This is a genomic window from Dyadobacter sp. CY261, from assembly GCF_021440085.1.
In the GTDB taxonomy this organism is placed as follows: domain Bacteria; phylum Bacteroidota; class Bacteroidia; order Cytophagales; family Spirosomataceae; genus Dyadobacter.
The window spans coordinates 1-17,968 of the sequence record NZ_JAKCPW010000037.1; the positions used below are offsets into that span (position 1 = coordinate 1).

A 17,968-nucleotide genomic window follows, 5' to 3' on the forward strand; every position below is an offset into this window, starting at 1 on the left:
ACAGTCACTTGGGCTGCGGAACACCAGCTTCACCTTGTTCACAAGGCAATTGCCCACAACACCACAACCGGAAGTCTCGCCTACGTTGAACACAGCGGATTCACTGGTCTGGCTGCCAACGGTACATTTGGCCGTGTAATTACCCGGCACGTTTGTTTCCAAGGTCACACCGGTGCCGACCTGCGTGGTACCACGGAACCAGGTAATGCTACCCGAGCAGTTCGAAGCGGTCAGCACTACCTTCTGGTTACTGGCTACACAAGCTGTTGTCCCCGAGGTCTTCTGTACCAAAGGTGGGTTAAGTCCGCCGCAACTAGTTAAGTTTAGGCCTGCCACGTTTGAATTACCTACTGAACTGCCTTCCCATTTGGTCGATAATGAATTGTCAAAGGCAAGTCCGTAGTTGCCAGTACCGAAAGCAGTACCGGTCAGTTTCGTCGTGCCGTTATAGAATTCCAGCTCGGCCAACTCACCCCAGCCTGTGCTGCTGGCAACGAAGCGCAAGGATGTATAGGAAGTAGAGTTACTAAATGTGAACTCCTGATAACTGCCTGTCCCGTTGGCTGAAAAAGTGTAAATATCTGTCCAACTGCTGCCGCCATTGTTACTGCCCTGAAGTTTCGCACCGTTCAGACGGTCCATACAGCAGTCGCCAGGGCTGCGGAAAGCGAGCTTTACCTTGTTTACTACGCAGTTGCCTCCAGTACAACCGGAGGTTTGTGAAACAACAAACGCATCAGAGCTAGCACTCGGACACCCAGAGGTTACCATCGAAGTTGTCGTATAACTTCCAGGCACTGTCACAGTGTAAGATATGCTCGTACCAGAAGCGACCTCTGCCCCATCCCTGTACCACTTTATCGTGCCACTGCCATTACTAGTCAAATTGACCGTCTGCCCCGTACTAAGACATACTGTCGTATTGCTTCCGGTACGTGTGATCATTGGCTTAGATGGCGCGACACAATCATCATCTGTATCAGGCACAGGATCCAAGATTGCAGAGGGTATCAATGAGGGCTTTGCGTCGCAGCCAGTGGAATTCTTTAAATTATAAGTGTAAGACTGGATAAGATTTCCACGATAGTCCTTAATGGCTTCCAAGCGGTTGAAGTCATCATAGATGTAGTCTGTGAATGTTCCAAGGTTTAGATTATTTATCCTGGATACACCGACCAAAGGGTCAGTGTAATCGAAAGTTGTTTCATGGTTACCGACTCGTTTGGATTGTATTAGTCCAGCTCTATCCCCTTCATTCCAGTTAAAATAAGTCCAGATCCCGTTAGATTCTTTATACTGCTTGGGTTCTCCCCTCTGAGTATAACCTGCCGCATTATCAGATCCGAAATCCAAAACAAGGTTAGAGTACTTGGCGTTATCATAGGTAAATCCGACAGTTTTCACCTCGGATATATCAATACTGGCCACTGGTACAATACTTGCGAGCCTATACGTCTTTTCAATCTGCACGTTAGTAAATTGTGCCGCTGCATTGTAACGCCTAAAAAGATTTACGTTGCCATCAACCAAGCCATAAGAGCCATTTTCATTATTCCAAATTTGTTGCTCTACAACAACATCATTCATTCCAATGGTCTTCATCGTATTGATACTAGCCGCGTATTCACCGGTAGGATTGGATGGTATCAGGTAGTCATACGTATATTTATTTATCGTCTTCGTCTTCTGATTACCTCGGTGTGATTCGGACTGCGAAAGTAAACCGATGTTATTATATGAGTTGACTGTCAGATCACGAACAAACCTGTTCCGGTCGGTAGCATCATAAGTATATAACGTAACAGTATCTGCCTTGTACTGATATGTATGATAACCATAAGGAATACCAATGTACGATACGATTGGGTTATTGGTACCCACAGCAAACTGGTATGAATTCACTTTTGCTGCTCGAACAAATCCGTCCGAAATTTTTTTGTATGATATTGTCTTTTTACTAACAATGCCATTCGCATCATAATCCTCTTGCGATAATAACTTCCCTCGCTCAACTGATTTGTCAATTTGCGGGTCGTAGATATTTCCACTTGAGCCGAACTTGTTTGCCGGAAGAATCCACTCATCCATATGCGTCTTGTCGTCCGATTCAAAGTTGGTATAATTGTAAATCGTATAGCTACCGTCTGAATTCGTTTCTCTAACCCGCCGATATCCAATATGGCTCCCCAAGCTGTTTGTGCTCATTGGCAAAGTATTATTGACGGAAAGAATGTTTTTAGTATACGTCCCCATTGATGTACCTTGTATGTTCACATACTCTTGTACAGAAGTCATAAAATACTGATGCAAGCCACTTCCAATGCCACTCGAACCACCATTCCACATGTAAGTGTAAGTCTTTTTGGCTGATTTTTGCCCGTCAAAATGTTCAATCTCCTTTACACGAATACCTCCAATATTCTGTCCGTTCGCATTGGTGAGACCAAGACTACCGTCTGAATTAACAATTTTATACTTGTAAATCGTATGAGGTTCATAGGTGAATTTGGTGAAGCCGCCCGTCGGATAGGTTAGCGTATCAAGGCTGCCTGCATTTAGTATATTTATATTAGTAGATGGCTGTTTGTGATTGAAATAATTAGATAGATTAGCCCCTATGTCTTTGTACTTAAAGGCCGTATTTCCATTATAAAAACCCCAATGGTCCGTTTGGTCGTATTCATCAAAATATTCAGGCAAATTTCCAGCATTATGATAACTAAATTTGTAATTATTTTTACAGTTATCTTTGCTGAAAGATAAGTTTTTCAACATCAAACGTTGTGTCGAGTTGTTGTTGTAATCAAAGTCGATTCTTTGAATCACTTTATTGTCACGCTGTTTAACAGTTATATTATCAAGTTTTTGCCAAACTAATTTATCGATAATCAATGGAATTTGGCTCTTTAGGTTGCTTGGCCAGCCTAAGTGCCCGCCGGGTGTCAAATAAATGAAAGCATCAGTAAGCCATTTCACATCTGAAAAATTCACTTGTCCGGCACTAGTACCAATAAAATCAACAAATGTTTCAATGACTCGACTCGGATATTTCAGCTCGGTCGTATTTGATCGGGTGAAATCGATATAACCTTTCGAAAAAGTAATCTTCGAAAGGTAAACTGGACGAATAAGAGAGCCAGAATACTGATTGACGGAACTAATTGTCGAAAAGCTGTAATTCCAAGGTACGTCTATTCTTGTACTTCCCCCCTCGAATGAATTGCTAAAAGACGCGATGAATTTGCCTTCGCTTTGAGGTGCATAGTTGAAAATCACAGAGTAGCCCTCAGGTGCCTCGATCTTTGTCAAGTGCCAAGTATTGGCTATCCAAATATCTATTTTCTGCTCAAAAAAAAGTGTAGTATACTCAATAGATGATGTATTGCCTCCAAAATAAAACTTCATTCCATCGCCAGTGGTTAGCACAAACCCTCCAAAGGTTTCTTGCGCATCTGCTGAGCTTAAATTCATGCCGCTGGGAAGAGCGAGCATTGGACTGTTTTCAATTTTGATATCAGAATCCGACCGAACCTGCCAACCACCTAAATGGTTTCTATAAAACTTCCCCGAGTACCCTAGGAAGCTAAAATCAAATTCGTCTGGTTCCGTATCATATTCGACAAGCCCGCCTCCGGATAACTTGCTATTGAGAATATTTACCATCCCGACCCTTGTATTCCAGTTAGTATCCGCTAGCGCTCCGTTACGATAATAGTATCCACCTTTGATATTATTCGAGCCATTTTTTGCGAATTCATCGAGCCCTCCCTTAACAACTCTGGTGATACTTCCCCCAGCATTTAGGTTCCAATTTAGTCCAACCCATCCGGGATGCTGATTTGCCCTTACCCCAGATGCATGATAACTCAAACTGATTGGTACTGTAATTTTGCCGTCATCAATGGTGTAAATCGGAATGTCAACATTTGGAACTCCCGTATAAAGTGATACAGGCACTTCTCCGTACAAACCAAGAGTTGCTGCATTAGGACTTGGTATACTCGCATCAACCTTTTGAAACTGTGCTTTCACTGAACCGGCGGCCCCAAAAAGTATAATTATTAACAGCGATAGGGCTATATTCTCTCCCCGACGTGCTAACGTCTTGAAAATAAAATTATTCATCCGGATAGGTAATATTTACTAGATAGAGATATATGGGAATTTACAATGTCCCGTCAAAACTAATCAGTTTTTGACAAGACTTTTGGTAGTTTGTCGCGAGCCTTCTTTTACGATCAACAAGTAAGTACCGGTGGTGTAAGACCCCAAGTCGAGATCTTGCCGGTGATATCCATCTTGTAGTTTAGATGTAAAAGTTTTAATGACTCGTCCATCTTGTGCAGCGATATCCACCTTGATATCGCCATCAGATGTGTTACCGCGATATATAAAATGTACTGGTCCCGTCGATGGGTTAGGAAAAATACTCACAGAATAGGGGGTCTCTAGCCTCTTGTTCTCGGGAATAAAATTGCATCCAGGCTGATTTGCTGAAGTTACAAATTGATCCTGATAACAGCCGGATGGTGCAAATACCCGAAGAGTGGCTTCAAAAGGAACATTTTCGCGAAGCGTTGACTCTACAATAATTCCTTTCTGGCCAATATTCTCTGCGGAAGCGTAATCGGCAACACCTTCATAATAATTTGACTTGGTCAGATCATATCTTTGCTCTTGCTCGTAATCACTTAATAACACTTGCAGCTGATTATTGGAACACATAACACGCGCAATGGTCCGAGGCTTATCCTGACATACAAAACCGAAATCAAGGTTGTGAATATTCTCTCCTGGATTCCCAGTCGCCAGAGATATCGCAGCGTAACCGTCTTTATGGGCGACCGCATCACTATCCAACTCAATACTTCCTCGTCTGGCAACCGTCGGAGTTAATGTTTTATTCCCCTGTCTTGCAGCAACACGCACCTCATAGTCAGTTCGTGACGTGAGACCTTCTAATACGTTTCGATTATTAAAATTATAACGCCCATCTTGATCAGAAACTGTCGTCCCAATCAACTCCGACCCACGATAGAGTTGTAGCTCAATGCCCGTCAAAACGGGCTCATCTGCATCCTGTAACCCGTTGTCGTTATTATCTATCCATACACGGTCACCTATCTCCGTATCCGGTAGCGGCGTGATCAGCTCGATATCCCCCACATTGTTTGACTTCCAGAAATATCCGGGCGACATACCACCTGGGAAGATAGAAAATCCGTTTGTGGCCTTCCCTGTCTGATTGCTAAACCACTTTACCCCTCCTGTAGAATGCCGATCAGGCTCTCTAACGGACACCAGTAAACGTTCGGTATCTGATATGATTGCTAATCCTCCGGAAGCTGTCTCCTGATGCCATTGGATACCAGCGTCAAAGAATCCGTCGCTAACATAAAACTCTCCTCCCCCTGGGCCTTCACCGTTTTCACGTCCCTCTGATATACGAGCACCAGCTTCCCCGTTCTCCTCTGGACGATAAATTTTCTTTTGCTTACTTAAACGCAGCACATCCCCCCCCGAAACACCACGAGCCCCTCGTAATGATTCGGTCGAGCCAGAACGATAAAAGCGCCCATCACCCGTCTGATGACCTAGCCGATCCATTAAACTTACAATTATAGAACCATCATCATCAAATTCCATGTCGGCAAGTATAGGTTGAGGATAGATCATCCAACCTGTTTGTCCAGGTACCAGAGTCTGAAGATAATTGTCTGTCCAAGGATACCACCCTTTTACATTGTAGTCGATTGTGCCTCGCGGATAGTTTAAAGCAAATTTACTAACCTCCCTAAACCGAGCGCTACTTGGCTCATTCTTATCGGCATCTATCGCATACAGATATGCCCAAAGGTCTTGCTCCTTTCGTGAATGTTCCGCATCACAAACCACTCCTAAATATACTTCTCCATTGTGATATTTTACAGCAAAAGGCCTCGCATTGCCACCTGAGAAACTTTTGAAAGGTAATTCATATTTTTTTACATCTCTAACAGTCGGCGAACTCCCGTCTGCATGCAATTTGATGCGATATAAACATCGGTCATAGAGATTAACAGCGTAAAGAAATCTACTATCATCAGAAATATCTAAACCTCCAAGTCCGATTTTTCCTATCATCGAAAACATTAACGAATCGTGATCAGCCATACCCCATTCCTGACTAAGCTTACGATCCGCCATTACTGGGCCAGTAGGGAAGCCCAAAGCATCGAAGCTGATAAAAGGTGTAGTTTTATTATTTGTCACATCGGTCATATAAATTCCGCCGGTACCAAGGCTACCCAAGTCGCTGTGCCGCTTGGCAAGAGCCGACGAAAATAATATCTTTCGTTGGCGGTCGTAGGCCAATCCCCATATTGAACCTGTCTGAAACGCTTTGGCCAAGCCTACATATCGATTGCTATCCTTCTCCATAGCAGAATAACTAACCAGTGAAGAAATCGCAGCTATCGAATCGTTTTTCAAGGATCCCTGTGCATAAATTACTTGCGCAGCCTTGGGATTCTCGCCAATATACATTGATGGATTATAGAGCCTTAATGAGATATCAGCGGGAGTTCTCAAAAATTGTACCTTAGACTCACCAGGAAGAGGAACTAAACCTTCGGCAATATTCGTAAATTCGACACGTATTGGCGTACCGTCTCTAAGGCCAGCACAACAGGTAATCATCTTTTCGCCAGGTGTAAGTAAAACAATATGGCCCCGAGGATCGGTTACCTTAACAGTGTATTTATTTCGCGCCTCGACCAGTTTCACAGATTTGTAAACATTAGCACCCCCAGTCGAATCTTCCGACGTTTGTCCAAAACAAACTGTAAAAACAGGAACAAGTAATATAATAAAACAAAACAGTTTAACCTGCATATTATAATGGCTTATTAAGTTTCAAATCATTTAAAGAATAGATTGACAACATCTTTTCAAAGCTCCATAGGACGGTTAGACAGACAGCTAGAAATCCCAAATAAGTATATCACGCTCGCAACCGACAAGGTTTTACTCCTCATAGGTCGCTGTAATGCCACTTCCTGTATTTTCGTTGTCTCTTCTTTCATATCTAGTCGCCAGCTTAATGCGGTAAACGCCTTTACCAAGTTTAGGATAGTTTAACTGTATTGTCTCAAAATAAAACCTAGACGTGTCAATATTAGCATATTGAAAATAGCCATCGCTCGACGTTAATTTTACCCTACCCTTGCCTTCAAAAACCAGAAAACCAGAAAATCCATCATTAATTCCGGAATACTTAGCCCATATTTTGGGAGATTCCTCAGAAATATTACCGTAGTAAAATGTAGAAATATCACTCTCATCGACTCTCTTTATAGTAGTCCCCTCATACTCATAGGTTACCACGACATCAGTTTCACATGATGAAAATAAAATCAATGATACTATAAAACAGATCGACAATCTCATGAGTACAATGATTCTATTTTCTATTATTAATAAAACGTTTTCCAATGTCTATTGAGCGCTGCGACAGCCTGTCTTCTCCGAATCTACCAATAAGATATCCCGCCGTCATCCCTACGGCAGGCTGCGCAAGAGTCAGTAATCCAGTTGCCAATGTAAGGGCGGCTGTTGGGAATATTTTATTCCCTGTTAAATTATACGCTCCGAACCCGAACTGCACTACTGGCTCCATTGCTGATGACGCCGCAATTGCCCCAGCTGCAAAGTTACCAGCGTCCCTAGGTGATGCATACCTTCCATGAAGAAGAGACCCATTGTCAACCTGACTTTTCAAATCCCATTCATGATTAGAACGCGCTTTGAGAGCATACTCAACAACCGAAGTGCTCGATCTAATTATATTCTCGACTTCCCTTGTCAACCGATTTGATCCAAAGTCTATTTTCATACCACTTTGCTCTACCACCTTGCCGGTTTCATTATAAACGCTTTGATTAGCAAAGCTCAACGAATGTAAACTTTCCCCCATTTTCTCTCCTCCCGCACTCGTTTCCTTTTTACTATACTCTTTTGCGACGCTCGCCTTTGCCTCCTTCGTATCTCCCTCGTGTTTGTAGACCCCCAAATCTCCGTCATCATAAACTGCAACGACGACTCCGTTTTCATCGGTGTGGGTACTAAACATACCCGTTGGATCCCTCAGCTTGAGTGGATTATTCATTACCCATCCATACGGAGACCAAGAGTAATAATTCTCCGCCAAAGGATCGACTTGGAAAGATCTCCCAATAGAGGCATCATACATTCTGGCGTGGAAATCAAAAACACCAATTTCTGGCTGAATCTCCTTACCGTTAAAAAGATACTTATTGCTTGTAGCGTTACCATTCTTAATGATTGGTAACCCAAATGCATAATACTCAGTCTCTTGCAAAACCGTTCCATCCTCCTTCAACACCATTCGTACGTTACCCAAATGATCTTGCAGATAATAATTCAATTCATACGCACCGGCATTTGTCCTAACCAGTTGCCCTTCTTCCAAACCAATTCGTAGCAAAGTACCATCAGTTTTATATTCAAATCCGCTGGCATAAACGGTAATACTCCCCACCGCATCCATTTGCAGCTTATTACCTTCCCCATCATACAGGTAAATAACCGATCGTGACGGATTGGAACGACTCACCTGTGACGGCAGGTTTAAAATATTATAGGCGATAACTGCTCCTTTATTCCCATCGGAAATCAAATTGCCATTATTGTCATACCCAAAACTGCTAGTCCCGCTCTTGACACCTACACTATTACCTCCCGAGTTAACAATCTCGGTAAGTCTGTTACCATTACCATTATAATTATATGTTAGATCATCTGTTGCGGGGCCCTCTCGCTTCAATTTAGTGATGTTACCATTTTTATCATACTTAATGCCAATTTCCTTATAGGTTGGCCCGCTTGCCTCAGAAATCCGGTTTGACTCATCGTATGAAATTGTCCCAAAACTCCCCGCAAAACCTTGAGTTTGCCATGAGAAGTTACTGATGTTACCGTTAACGTTATAATTCAGAGCTAGCTGGTACCTTTTACCTGCATTATTGGTAACACCTGAAACCCAGCTTCGTGGAGTGTATTTGTAGTTTAGCTCTTGCATATAGGTAGAAGCGGAGGTTGCCGGCACAGGTTTGTGAAAAAACTTTTTTCCCAGAAGCCCGATCTCGTTGTATATATTAGCAACATGTTTATAGGTCTTTTTAACAGTTGCAACATCGCCCTCGACTTCATACAATGTATGCTTTGCCCTTCTCAATCTGTTTTGATGATCATATACAAACACTTTGTCTAGGCGATAATTAACCAAATTGGTAAACTGCTCCGTTCGCTCTTCCAATATATTTCCAACAAAATCCAGTTTATAAGTAACCACCTCACGCCCCTGTGAACCCAATTGAGGAATAGTGCGGTGTTTCTGAACAAGTCGCCCTTTTTTGTCATAAAACATCACTGTATTGATCCAGGTCTCGGTAGAACTGCCATCCAATACCTTTGCTGTAATCTGAGTGACAAGGCCTTTTTTTGAATCCGCTTTGGGACTACCTATATAATGGTCATCGTCGGTCAAATTGAACACTGAGTTATTAAATTCTGTGGTTATCCCAGTATAGTCGTCATACTTCGTCTTAAGAAACGGCTTTTCTGAACTACCTTTCATCCCCGTCCCCGCCTCTGTTTGCCTATTCAAGTCATCATATTTATAATAGAATCGCTGACTCTTCGCATCAACCAGATATTCAAGCCTATCTCGATCATCGTAGGACAAGATAGAGGTACCTTGACCTGGAACGCGTTTGCTTACGACTAGCCCTTTTGCATTATACGTATATTGGAAGGCAAAATTATTTAATTTGTTGGCTAATAACTCATTACCCTCTTGAAACTGCGGTTGCAGAACATACACTAATTGTCCTTTCTCATTGTAGACGTAGTATGTGTATTCTTGTCCGCCTACGCGTTTAAGTATTACTCTACCATTGCGATCAGTAAACTCCTCAACCATTTTATCATTCTCGTCACGTGTCTCGAGAACGGTCAAAGTGCTATCTGCATACACATTTGAAACATTCAGAGAACCGTTAGCATTAAGAAAGTATCTCACAACACTCTGATGTTTATCGTTGCTGTAAACCATGTATTTCATTCTCCTACCCTTAGCATCTGCCGCGATTCCTGGAGCTTTCTCCTCGACTTTACGAGCTAACGGCGACTGATCGTATATGGTTTGAGTCCAGGCAAATGTCGTAGGGCTTCCGACGTTCTCTGTTCCGACATTATTATAGTATGAAGTATTAACCGCTTTCAATGTACCATCAGCAGGAGTCTGTGAAACCGGCAAATAATTTTTCTCAGGCAAAAAAACCGAGTTATAACTGGTAGCTGTTGCCAAATCCTTTTGATTAGGATTGCCCGACACTATGACTGTTTGCTTTGGTTTTCCCAAACCATCTAAGTATGATATCTGGGTTTGTACTTGAAGAGGGGTACCCCAATAATTTGTACCTGATTCTATCGACGCACCCTTTACTTTATACGTTCTGGTGAGTACATAATTTTCAGTAGCACTTTGAGACCACGATTTATCAGCTGACAATGCACAAAGCACCGCCATCAATGACAGAATGGAACACTTCATTTTAGAGGATGGAGTAATCTATTAGTGATTTATAATCGGTTACAAACATAACTTCTTAAAACAAGATTAAAACGATTTATTCTGATTTTTTTTTAACTAGTTGTACTTTTGCGCATAGTCCTAAACAAACTACTTCTAGATTGAGCAATCTATTGGAGTCCATCAAGACTTCCCGTATTCTCCGTGAAGAATGTGGGAATGTGACAAACGCAAATATGCCCTTGCCTCTAAATTTATGCGCCTGAAATTCTTCATTCTGATTTTCGCTTTCTTCAAATTTGCGTTGTACTGTCAGGCTACTCACATCATGGGAGGAAATATAGAGTTTAGGGCTTTGGCGAACATTCCCGGAAAGTACCGGATTACGCTGAAAACATATCTCGATCTCGCCGGTACAACTGATGCCGAGTCATCACATTTTATATCAGTGAAAGCAAAACGTAATGACAGTGTTCTCGAAACGGTCTACCTCCCTCTTCTACGCACAAAGAATCTTCTATATGAAAACGAAACGTGTACTGAAACGAGGAGGTTAAATACGCTCCTAGCCTATTACGAGGCCGACGTAACTTTCGACCCGTCAAAATTTGCCGATGCGGAAGGCTATTACCTGCACTGGACTAACTGTTGCCGGAACGGCTCGATTGTAAATTTGAAGGACCCTTTAAATACGAGTACTTTTCTACAGACCTATTTCCCACCGCTCACCAAGTCAGGCAAACCTTTTTTGGATTCATCTCCGTCGTTCGCAGACCTGGACGGCGCCTATATCTGTGCCGGCGAACCGTTTTACTTTCCTTTTGATGCTGTGGATGCCGATGGCGACGAACTTAGTTACGCTCTTCAGGACCCGAGTGGATATAACTCGTTATCCGGATCCGGCGCTATGTGGCAGCCCGGATACAGCGCTGTGAATGCCATCCCGGGTAATCCTTCGTTAAGAATCAACCCCCAAACAGGTGAACTTTTCGTCATTCCAAATCAGTTAGGGTTATTCGTGCTCTCTGTAGTTGTTCATGAGAAAAGAAATGGGGAAATAATTGGTTCTGTACAACGAGACTATCAATTCTATGTTGTTGATTGTCCTCCAGTGGCTCCACCCGATCCGATCGTGAGAACAAATGGTCAAATCGGCACTGATTTCTCTATATGTAATGGTAAAACCGCACTATTGACTTCGGTCAGGAATAGCCACTGGAACTATCAATGGAAAAAAGACGGTAAAAATATTGAAGGCGCAAATTCTGAGGAGCTTAATGTTACTCAATCAGGACAGTATCAGCTTATCACTTCTCTATCAGGAAGTTGCTCAAAAACAGGTCGCTCGGACGTGGTAACCATCAATGTAACTCAATCAAAGTTCAATATAACAATAGACGGCAAGCCAGTCATTTGCGAACCAGTTGGCAAAGTAATGCTACGTGCCATGCAAAGCAAGCATTATTCATATCAATGGTTCCAAGACGGCACGCAACTCGCCGCCACAACTGACTCAATTGTTGCCAACCGCCCAGGGGTTTACTCGGCAGTTATAACTGATAACGTCAATGGCTGCAAATCGCTTTCTGACTCAATTTTAGTAATGGAAAGTCCAGGTACGCCAATTACACTTACATCGTTAGATGCTGTGACGAGCATTTGCCCCGGGGATTCGATATTTCTGTCATCCACTCAAAGATCCGATTATCAGTATTTGTGGTACAAAAATGGTCTGGCTATAACATCAGCAGGTTCAACGTTAAATGTTGATAAGCCTGGGATCTACAAAGTCTCTGTTACGGACTCGGTCGGTTGCGTCAATACTTCAAATGATCTTGAAATTTTGCAACTTGCCGAAACTGACATTGAGATTGAACCAATTATCCCTATCTGTGAAACATCTGCTCCCATCCCACTAAATGCCATCCCTGGAGGCGGATCTTTTTCCGGCGTTGGAATTGACGGGGATCATTTTTTACCCGAGAAGGCCGGCCCGGGAACTCACGAAATTACTTATACGACTTCAAAAGTATCGTCCTGCACCAAATCCGCAAAGACAACCGTAGTAGTTTACCCTTCACCAGAAGCTGATGCAGGCAAAGATATTTTTGTGCGGGAGCGAGAAAGTAGTACGATTGGTGCCGATTTCATAAATGGCCTTTCTTACATATGGGACCCAGTGCAGGGTCTGGATGATCCAAGTAGATCTGATCCAATTGTAACGCCATTGCAGGATTCCGAATACCATTTGACAGTAACAGATAGCAACGGCTGTACTTCACAAGATCAAGTAAGAGTAAGAGTAACCCATCCCCTACTAATCCCTGATGCATTTACACCAAATCAAGATAACATCAACGATACATGGGTTTTGCAGGGATTAGCCCTTTATCCAAATGTTGAGGTAGCTATATTTGATCGATGGGGAAGAATAGTCTATGTCTCTAAAGGTTATCAAAAACCGTTTGACGGAAATCTACATGGCCAGCCGCTTGCTCCCGGAGCATACCCTTATGTCATCAAACTGAATCCCTCAATTGTCGCGATTAAAGGAAGCCTATTGTTAATTAGATAATATTATGTACAGATCAATAGAACTGACAACACGTAGCAAAAGGCAGCCTTATTAGATATCATCAGCACGTCGAGTCTTATATGTTTTTATTTTTTCAATCCTTCGTAAAATGAAAAATTGTACACTTTTTTTTCTTCTCTTATCTTTCTTGTTTTCATGTTCCAAGGATGAGGACATCAAAGCCAATTGGGCCCCGTTCTGGCAGGGTCGCTTTACCACGAGCGAGCAAAGCGGCGACACTCTATTAATCACGGCGTGGGCAATTACTCCGAAAGATAATAATCATATTAACATTGTAATTGAAGAGGAAAGATCTTCCACCAGCAATCCAGAGCAAAAACAATCTTCCGCTATATACGTTGACAATGTGCTAGTTGAATCTGCCAAACTCATTATATTGGATAATGAATTCAGGTCTGGAAGTTCCGTAGGCAAAATGACAGGTACAGCAAAATTAGACAGAAACTGGCTTACTTATGATTTGAAACTTTCAGATAAATCTGGTTCTAAGTCTATCTCAAACACGTTATACCTCAGATAGTCAGAATTAAAGAAGATTTGATTTGTCGGTAGGATTAGATTTTCTAACGTCTAGTCTTAAGATTTTCTTCGAACATTTCGTCTCGAAAACGCTTCATGTCAATTATCGAGGGAACCAGAAAAATCTGCCCTGTAAGGTGGCTTTCGACCAGTTCTGATTGAGTCGTTGCAAGACCTGGCATTCAAACATCCTTCATACGGATTTAGGAAACTTTTTGCCTACCTGCGCAGATCTGGCAAGCCGTGGAATCATAAGCGAGTTCACCGCATTTATCAAGTTTTAAAGCTGAATAAGCGGCGAAAAGGAAAACGGAGATTTCCTGACCGGGTCAGGCAACCTCTGGTCCAGCCAGAGCAGGTAAACGAAGTTTGGAGCGTCGATTTCATGAGCGATTGTATGATTGGTAACCGCAAGTTTCGCACCGCACCGGCCGCCCGGGTTTAATGTTATCGACGATTGCTCACGGGAAGCTCTGGATATAGACGTCGATACGTCACTTTCTTCGAAACGGATCATCCGAACCCTAAATCGGATCGGCAAAAGTAGCGGCTTTCCAAGGGCAATTCGATCGGACAATGGGCCGGAATTCACCCGCTGCGGCGGGCCGCTCGAAAGATTTTGCGATCTGGTGTGAGGAGAAAGGGATTGAAACCAGGTATATACAGCCCGGGAAACCAACCCAAAACGGCTATATCGAACGATTTAACCGACTGTACCGGGAAGCTGTATTAGACGCATATTTGTTCTTCGACCTAGATCAGGTCAGGCAATTAACAGCTGAATGGATTGAAGAATATAACCAGCGACGACCACACGAAGAGCTGGGCAATTTGACACCATTTGAATGGAAGGAATCGCTGGTGAAAAAGGAAATTCAGCAACAAATGACTGTCTGAGAAACGGGGTACTTACAGGTTGGCCCGAAGCGAAGTGCTAAAAAGCCAAAGAAATGTTCAGGGGTAAACGATGGTTTTATATATAAACAAACTCTACCACTGAAAATATCGTACACATGTCTGCCTGATTGTTCTATGGCTTTGGCTAAAAGGCACGTGAGGTGCTAACTCCTTTTTTCGGTGATACCTGATAGCATTAAAAATCACTGATTGGCCGCTATGCTAGTGATTGTGCAGGTTTGAGATTATCTCGGACATCTTACTGCACAGTAAACCCAGCCTTTCTGTTATCAATTGCGTAAAAAACTTATTGAAGATTTTCTCAACCTAAATAATATACGATCCAGCAGAACTTGAAAGGATTCTGTCGTTACTAGGATGCAAAGTGAAAACGTCGACGATGAGACGTTTACGCCCTTGCCAGGGGCAGTATCTACATAAAGGGAGGTAGCCCTGCCAACATGGCGGTAATCAAAGCTGCAGTGGTTTACCCGTCTAACGAAGACGATGAGGATCATTTTAGTTAAACACACAAAACGCACATCATCCAGATTGCATATGATCGGCGCCTTGACACTGGCAGACAGCCTGTACCGGCAAGGGTAGTACGAGCTCTGACCGGGTACTCTTATCTAATATTCCAAAAAGCAAATGGCTGAATAAATCTCATTGCTTTGCAAATTGATTTATTCAGCCATTTGTTAGGCAACAGACACTTCGCAGAGCCCTTTTTCATGTAAAGCTTTATCGTTATTTATTTAACGATAACAACCTTTCGGATAGAAGTTGCTCCGCCTTGTTCAATTCTAAGTAATATTGCACTTTCTGATTTAAAAGCAGGATCTATTGGAACTTCAAGATGCCGCTTTCTATCACCTTTGCTTATAGGGACTATTTTTAAAACCTTTCCGGAACTCTGCGAAAGAATAGTAACCTTAGCATCCGCTACTCCGGGAAGCTCGAAATCTATATTCAATACAGCCTGAGCGGGATTTGGTGAAACGGTCAATGGAAAAGAGTCATCTTGAAACTCCTTTAACCTATCCGAACTAATTTTGTCTGCAGGGTAGTCGTCACTACCAGACGGGGTTTGATTTTCAGTGGAGCGCAGTGCTGATGGACAAAAAGTAAATGTCACATCGAGTCTCGGGCGTCTGGATGCGTCGGGATAATCGCTGCTAGCAAACGAAAGCCATTTATAGGTAGTTTCCGACTGCAACTGCATACGAAAACCATACCGTTGCGCAGCAGGGAGGTTCACAACATCTTGGACAAGCGAAGTAACATTTAAGGTAACATTCGAGTAGCTGGTATTTCCCGGTACAGTCACTTGATTCGTCGTGGTGAAAGAAGGTTGCGTGTTTCCTGTTATACTAGACTCTCCCCAACTCGAGGTGACTCGTTGTAGATAAGCGGCATCGCCAGTATTGCCGGAAGGAGCAATAGGGTCTGATGTTGGTCCATATAAGTACAGTGTCGCAGAGGATATGACTGCCCCCTGGGGTACATTTCGTAAATCAGTAAATTCTATGTAAGATCGAGTTACACCTGTTCCACCTCCTATATCTCCGTAGGTCCAGGTGGAAGCTACGAAATACCCAAAATTCCCATAGTTAGTATTACCAGGGGCAGTTAATCCCCCAATAGTAATTACCCTCGCATCTATTCCCCGACAAGCGTCAGGTTTCATAGAATACGTGATCTGACCGATAGACGTGTTTGAATACGCTATTAAAAATAAAAATAAGCATGAAAATTTTGCAAAGTGCTTCATAATACATTGAGTTTGAGAAACACGCAGTGATATTAGGACTTTTACAGCCAAATTTGTCTGGGCGTCGATTAGATTATGGCATTTCTACAATATATGTATTGCCCTACCTGCCGATAGAAAATTCGGATGCTATCTTGAAATATTGGAGTCCATACAACTGAATAGTTTCATAGTTGTTGAAATAATTTAACTTGCCTTTGGATAATCAGATTCGTCAAATGTATTTATACACGAAGAGAGGTAAACCAGAAGTGAAATTATTAGTCGGAACAGCACAGGAATTAGGTGTCATCACTCAAACTCTACGTGGTAGGGAGAGTCATTGGAAATTGTAACTATCAATGGACAATAGAAATGGTTTGGCGCATTACTAAACAACTGCAAGGTTTGAAACATTGTAGTCTAGCAGCTCAAAAAGCTATTAGCTTCATTTCTGATTGACGTTAAAATCTATTTTAACTCTTCTTTTCGCAATAATCTACCAGATGGTGAACGGATATCTGGCAGCATAGAGGAGAGACAACGAAAATGTTTTTTCATGTATGCGAATAGGTTTAACATTTCAACATGGAATCAATTTAAAATTTAAGTTCATTTCCACGAAAGAGGAAATTCTATCGTGTTATATGTTTTTCTTGTTTTATTGAATGGTTCGGCAATACACAGAAGAATTCCCTTCTTGTTCTACGCATTTATTTGTTGTATAAACTAAATACTTTAATATTAGCGCTAGTCTCTCCGACCTGCTTAAGTTAGCCAGAATACGCAGGATCAAGCCGGTTACCGTGGCGCGAGCCAATACGATAAAAATAATGTTGGGATTGCGATTCATGCCTTAAACGAATGGATGTTCACGTCGAAGCATAAAATTGCGATGCATCGAAACGGTGGCGACTCGAATAAAGAATCTTGATGGGTGCGGGCTACTTTATCAGTCCATATAAAAGAACTAACAATTGTAATACTTGTAACTTGTAGTAAATATAGAAAAACTTAATTATACAAAGCAAAAAATTTGAAGTATTTATTTTACATAGGTCTAGTTTAAATGCTACCTTTTTAATAAGAATGATAGTATTCATACTAAGCGAGCGTTCAAGTGTTGGAAAGAACCAGCTAAAGATCCCAGCCGCCCAGATACTTTCCTTACTGACTCCGAAATACAGTATTCTGTTTCCTGAATTCGCAGTGCCTATCCATGTCGACTGTGCCTAGGCTAGCAACTGCACTGTCAGTTATATATATAAACCTCGTTAGCTACAGAATTTCCGCACAACAAACTCTATTATGAACAATCTGATTTAATTTCAGAGCATTCAGAAAATATCCGGGCAATTGTTCTACTGCCTAACTATATAATACTCCCGAATATCTGGACAGCTACTTAAATTTTTAAATTAGTAGTTGACTATGAAAAAGGAGCGTAGAAAATTCAGCGCGAGCTTCAAAGCCAAAGTGGCGATTGAAGCCATCAGGAAAACAAGTCCTATTCATGTGTTATCCCCTTTTGGGTGATCAATTGCTGAATAGAGCTTATCCCGTTTGTTTAAACTCATTCGGTGTTAAAAAGCCAAGTGCTTGATGTGGT

Annotated in this window: 10 protein-coding genes and 1 pseudogene; 5 read left to right on the forward strand and 6 right to left on the reverse strand. The window is 42.2% G+C overall.

From position 1 onward, the window contains the following. The 4 genes from LZD49_RS34650 to LZD49_RS34665 all read right to left on the reverse strand — a co-directional run. Nucleotides 1-4,125 (reverse strand): hypothetical protein (locus LZD49_RS34650; RefSeq protein ID WP_234673120.1); only part of this gene is annotated, 4,125 nt, incomplete at its 3' end. Between the two features lie 63 nt (nt 4,126-4,188). After that, complete coding sequence (locus LZD49_RS34655) at nt 4,189-6,873, reverse strand: SdrD B-like domain-containing protein (RefSeq protein ID WP_234673122.1); 2,685 nt, start codon at nt 6,871-6,873, stop codon at nt 4,189-4,191. Nucleotides 6,874-7,005: 132 nt separating this feature from the next. After that, the gene (locus LZD49_RS34660) at nt 7,006-7,428 is read right to left on the reverse strand and encodes a hypothetical protein (RefSeq protein ID WP_234673124.1); all 423 of its coding nucleotides are present in this window, start codon (nt 7,426-7,428) and stop codon (nt 7,006-7,008) included. Nucleotides 7,429-7,441: 13 nt separating this feature from the next. Further along, nucleotides 7,442-10,615 carry an RHS repeat domain-containing protein gene (locus tag LZD49_RS34665; RefSeq protein ID WP_234673126.1) on the reverse strand — a complete coding sequence of 1,058 codons (3,174 nt, stop codon included), beginning with the start codon at nt 10,613-10,615 and terminating at the stop codon, nt 7,442-7,444. A gap of 235 nt (nt 10,616-10,850) precedes the next feature. On the opposite strand from LZD49_RS34665, the gene LZD49_RS34670 reads away from it, so the two are divergent. The 3 genes and pseudogenes from LZD49_RS34670 to LZD49_RS36270 all read left to right on the forward strand — a co-directional run. After that, nucleotides 10,851-13,169 carry a gliding motility-associated C-terminal domain-containing protein gene (locus tag LZD49_RS34670; RefSeq protein ID WP_234673127.1) on the forward strand — a complete coding sequence of 773 codons (2,319 nt, stop codon included), beginning with the start codon at nt 10,851-10,853 and terminating at the stop codon, nt 13,167-13,169. A gap of 109 nt (nt 13,170-13,278) precedes the next feature. Next, the gene (locus tag LZD49_RS34675) at nt 13,279-13,710 is read left to right on the forward strand and encodes a hypothetical protein (RefSeq protein ID WP_234673129.1); all 432 of its coding nucleotides are present in this window, start codon (nt 13,279-13,281) and stop codon (nt 13,708-13,710) included. 165 nt (nt 13,711-13,875) lie between these two features. After that, nucleotides 13,876-13,962 (forward strand): annotated as a pseudogene (locus tag LZD49_RS36270) (hypothetical protein); the annotation flags it as partial. A gap of 27 nt (nt 13,963-13,989) precedes the next feature. On the opposite strand, the gene LZD49_RS34680 reads toward LZD49_RS36270, so the two are convergent. Continuing rightward, on the reverse strand, nt 13,990-14,226 hold the full coding sequence (locus LZD49_RS34680; RefSeq protein ID WP_234673131.1) for a hypothetical protein: 237 nt from the start codon (nt 14,224-14,226) through the stop codon (nt 13,990-13,992). Here LZD49_RS34680 and LZD49_RS36275 point away from each other — a divergent pair. Together LZD49_RS36275 and LZD49_RS34685 are read left to right on the forward strand one after the other, a co-directional pair. Then, complete coding sequence (locus LZD49_RS36275) at nt 14,189-14,344, forward strand: hypothetical protein (RefSeq protein ID WP_409021381.1); 156 nt, start codon at nt 14,189-14,191, stop codon at nt 14,342-14,344. The genes LZD49_RS34680 and LZD49_RS36275 overlap by 38 nt on opposite strands. Continuing rightward, nucleotides 14,286-14,606, forward strand: a complete 321-nt coding sequence (locus tag LZD49_RS34685; RefSeq protein WP_234673133.1) for a transposase — start codon at nt 14,286-14,288, stop codon at nt 14,604-14,606. The genes LZD49_RS36275 and LZD49_RS34685 overlap by 59 nt, the downstream gene beginning before the upstream one ends. Before the next feature lie 754 nt (nt 14,607-15,360). On the opposite strand, the gene LZD49_RS34690 is transcribed toward LZD49_RS34685, so the two are convergent. Then, nucleotides 15,361-16,380: a DNRLRE domain-containing protein gene (locus LZD49_RS34690; RefSeq protein ID WP_234673135.1), complete on the reverse strand. Its 1,020-nt coding sequence runs from the start codon at nt 16,378-16,380 to the stop codon at nt 15,361-15,363. Between the last annotated feature and the right edge of the window lie 1,588 nt (nt 16,381-17,968).

Bases quoted from the DNA above. Each gene is read 5' to 3' on its own strand.
- LZD49_RS34655 (WP_234673122.1), bottom strand. From the start codon at position 6,873: ATGCAGGTTAAACTGTTTTGTTTTATTATATTACTTGTTCCTGTTTTT.
- LZD49_RS34660 (WP_234673124.1), bottom strand. From the start codon at position 7,428: ATGAGATTGTCGATCTGTTTTATAGTATCATTGATTTTATTTTCATCA.
- LZD49_RS34665 (WP_234673126.1), bottom strand. From the start codon at position 10,615: ATGAAGTGTTCCATTCTGTCATTGATGGCGGTGCTTTGTGCATTGTCA.
- LZD49_RS34670 (WP_234673127.1), top strand. From the start codon at position 10,851: ATGCGCCTGAAATTCTTCATTCTGATTTTCGCTTTCTTCAAATTTGCG.
- LZD49_RS34675 (WP_234673129.1), top strand. From the start codon at position 13,279: ATGAAAAATTGTACACTTTTTTTTCTTCTCTTATCTTTCTTGTTTTCA.
- LZD49_RS34680 (WP_234673131.1), bottom strand. From the start codon at position 14,226: ATGATCCGTTTCGAAGAAAGTGACGTATCGACGTCTATATCCAGAGCT.
- LZD49_RS34685 (WP_234673133.1), top strand. From the start codon at position 14,286: ATGGGCCGGAATTCACCCGCTGCGGCGGGCCGCTCGAAAGATTTTGCG.
- LZD49_RS34690 (WP_234673135.1), bottom strand. From the start codon at position 16,380: ATGAAGCACTTTGCAAAATTTTCATGCTTATTTTTATTTTTAATAGCG.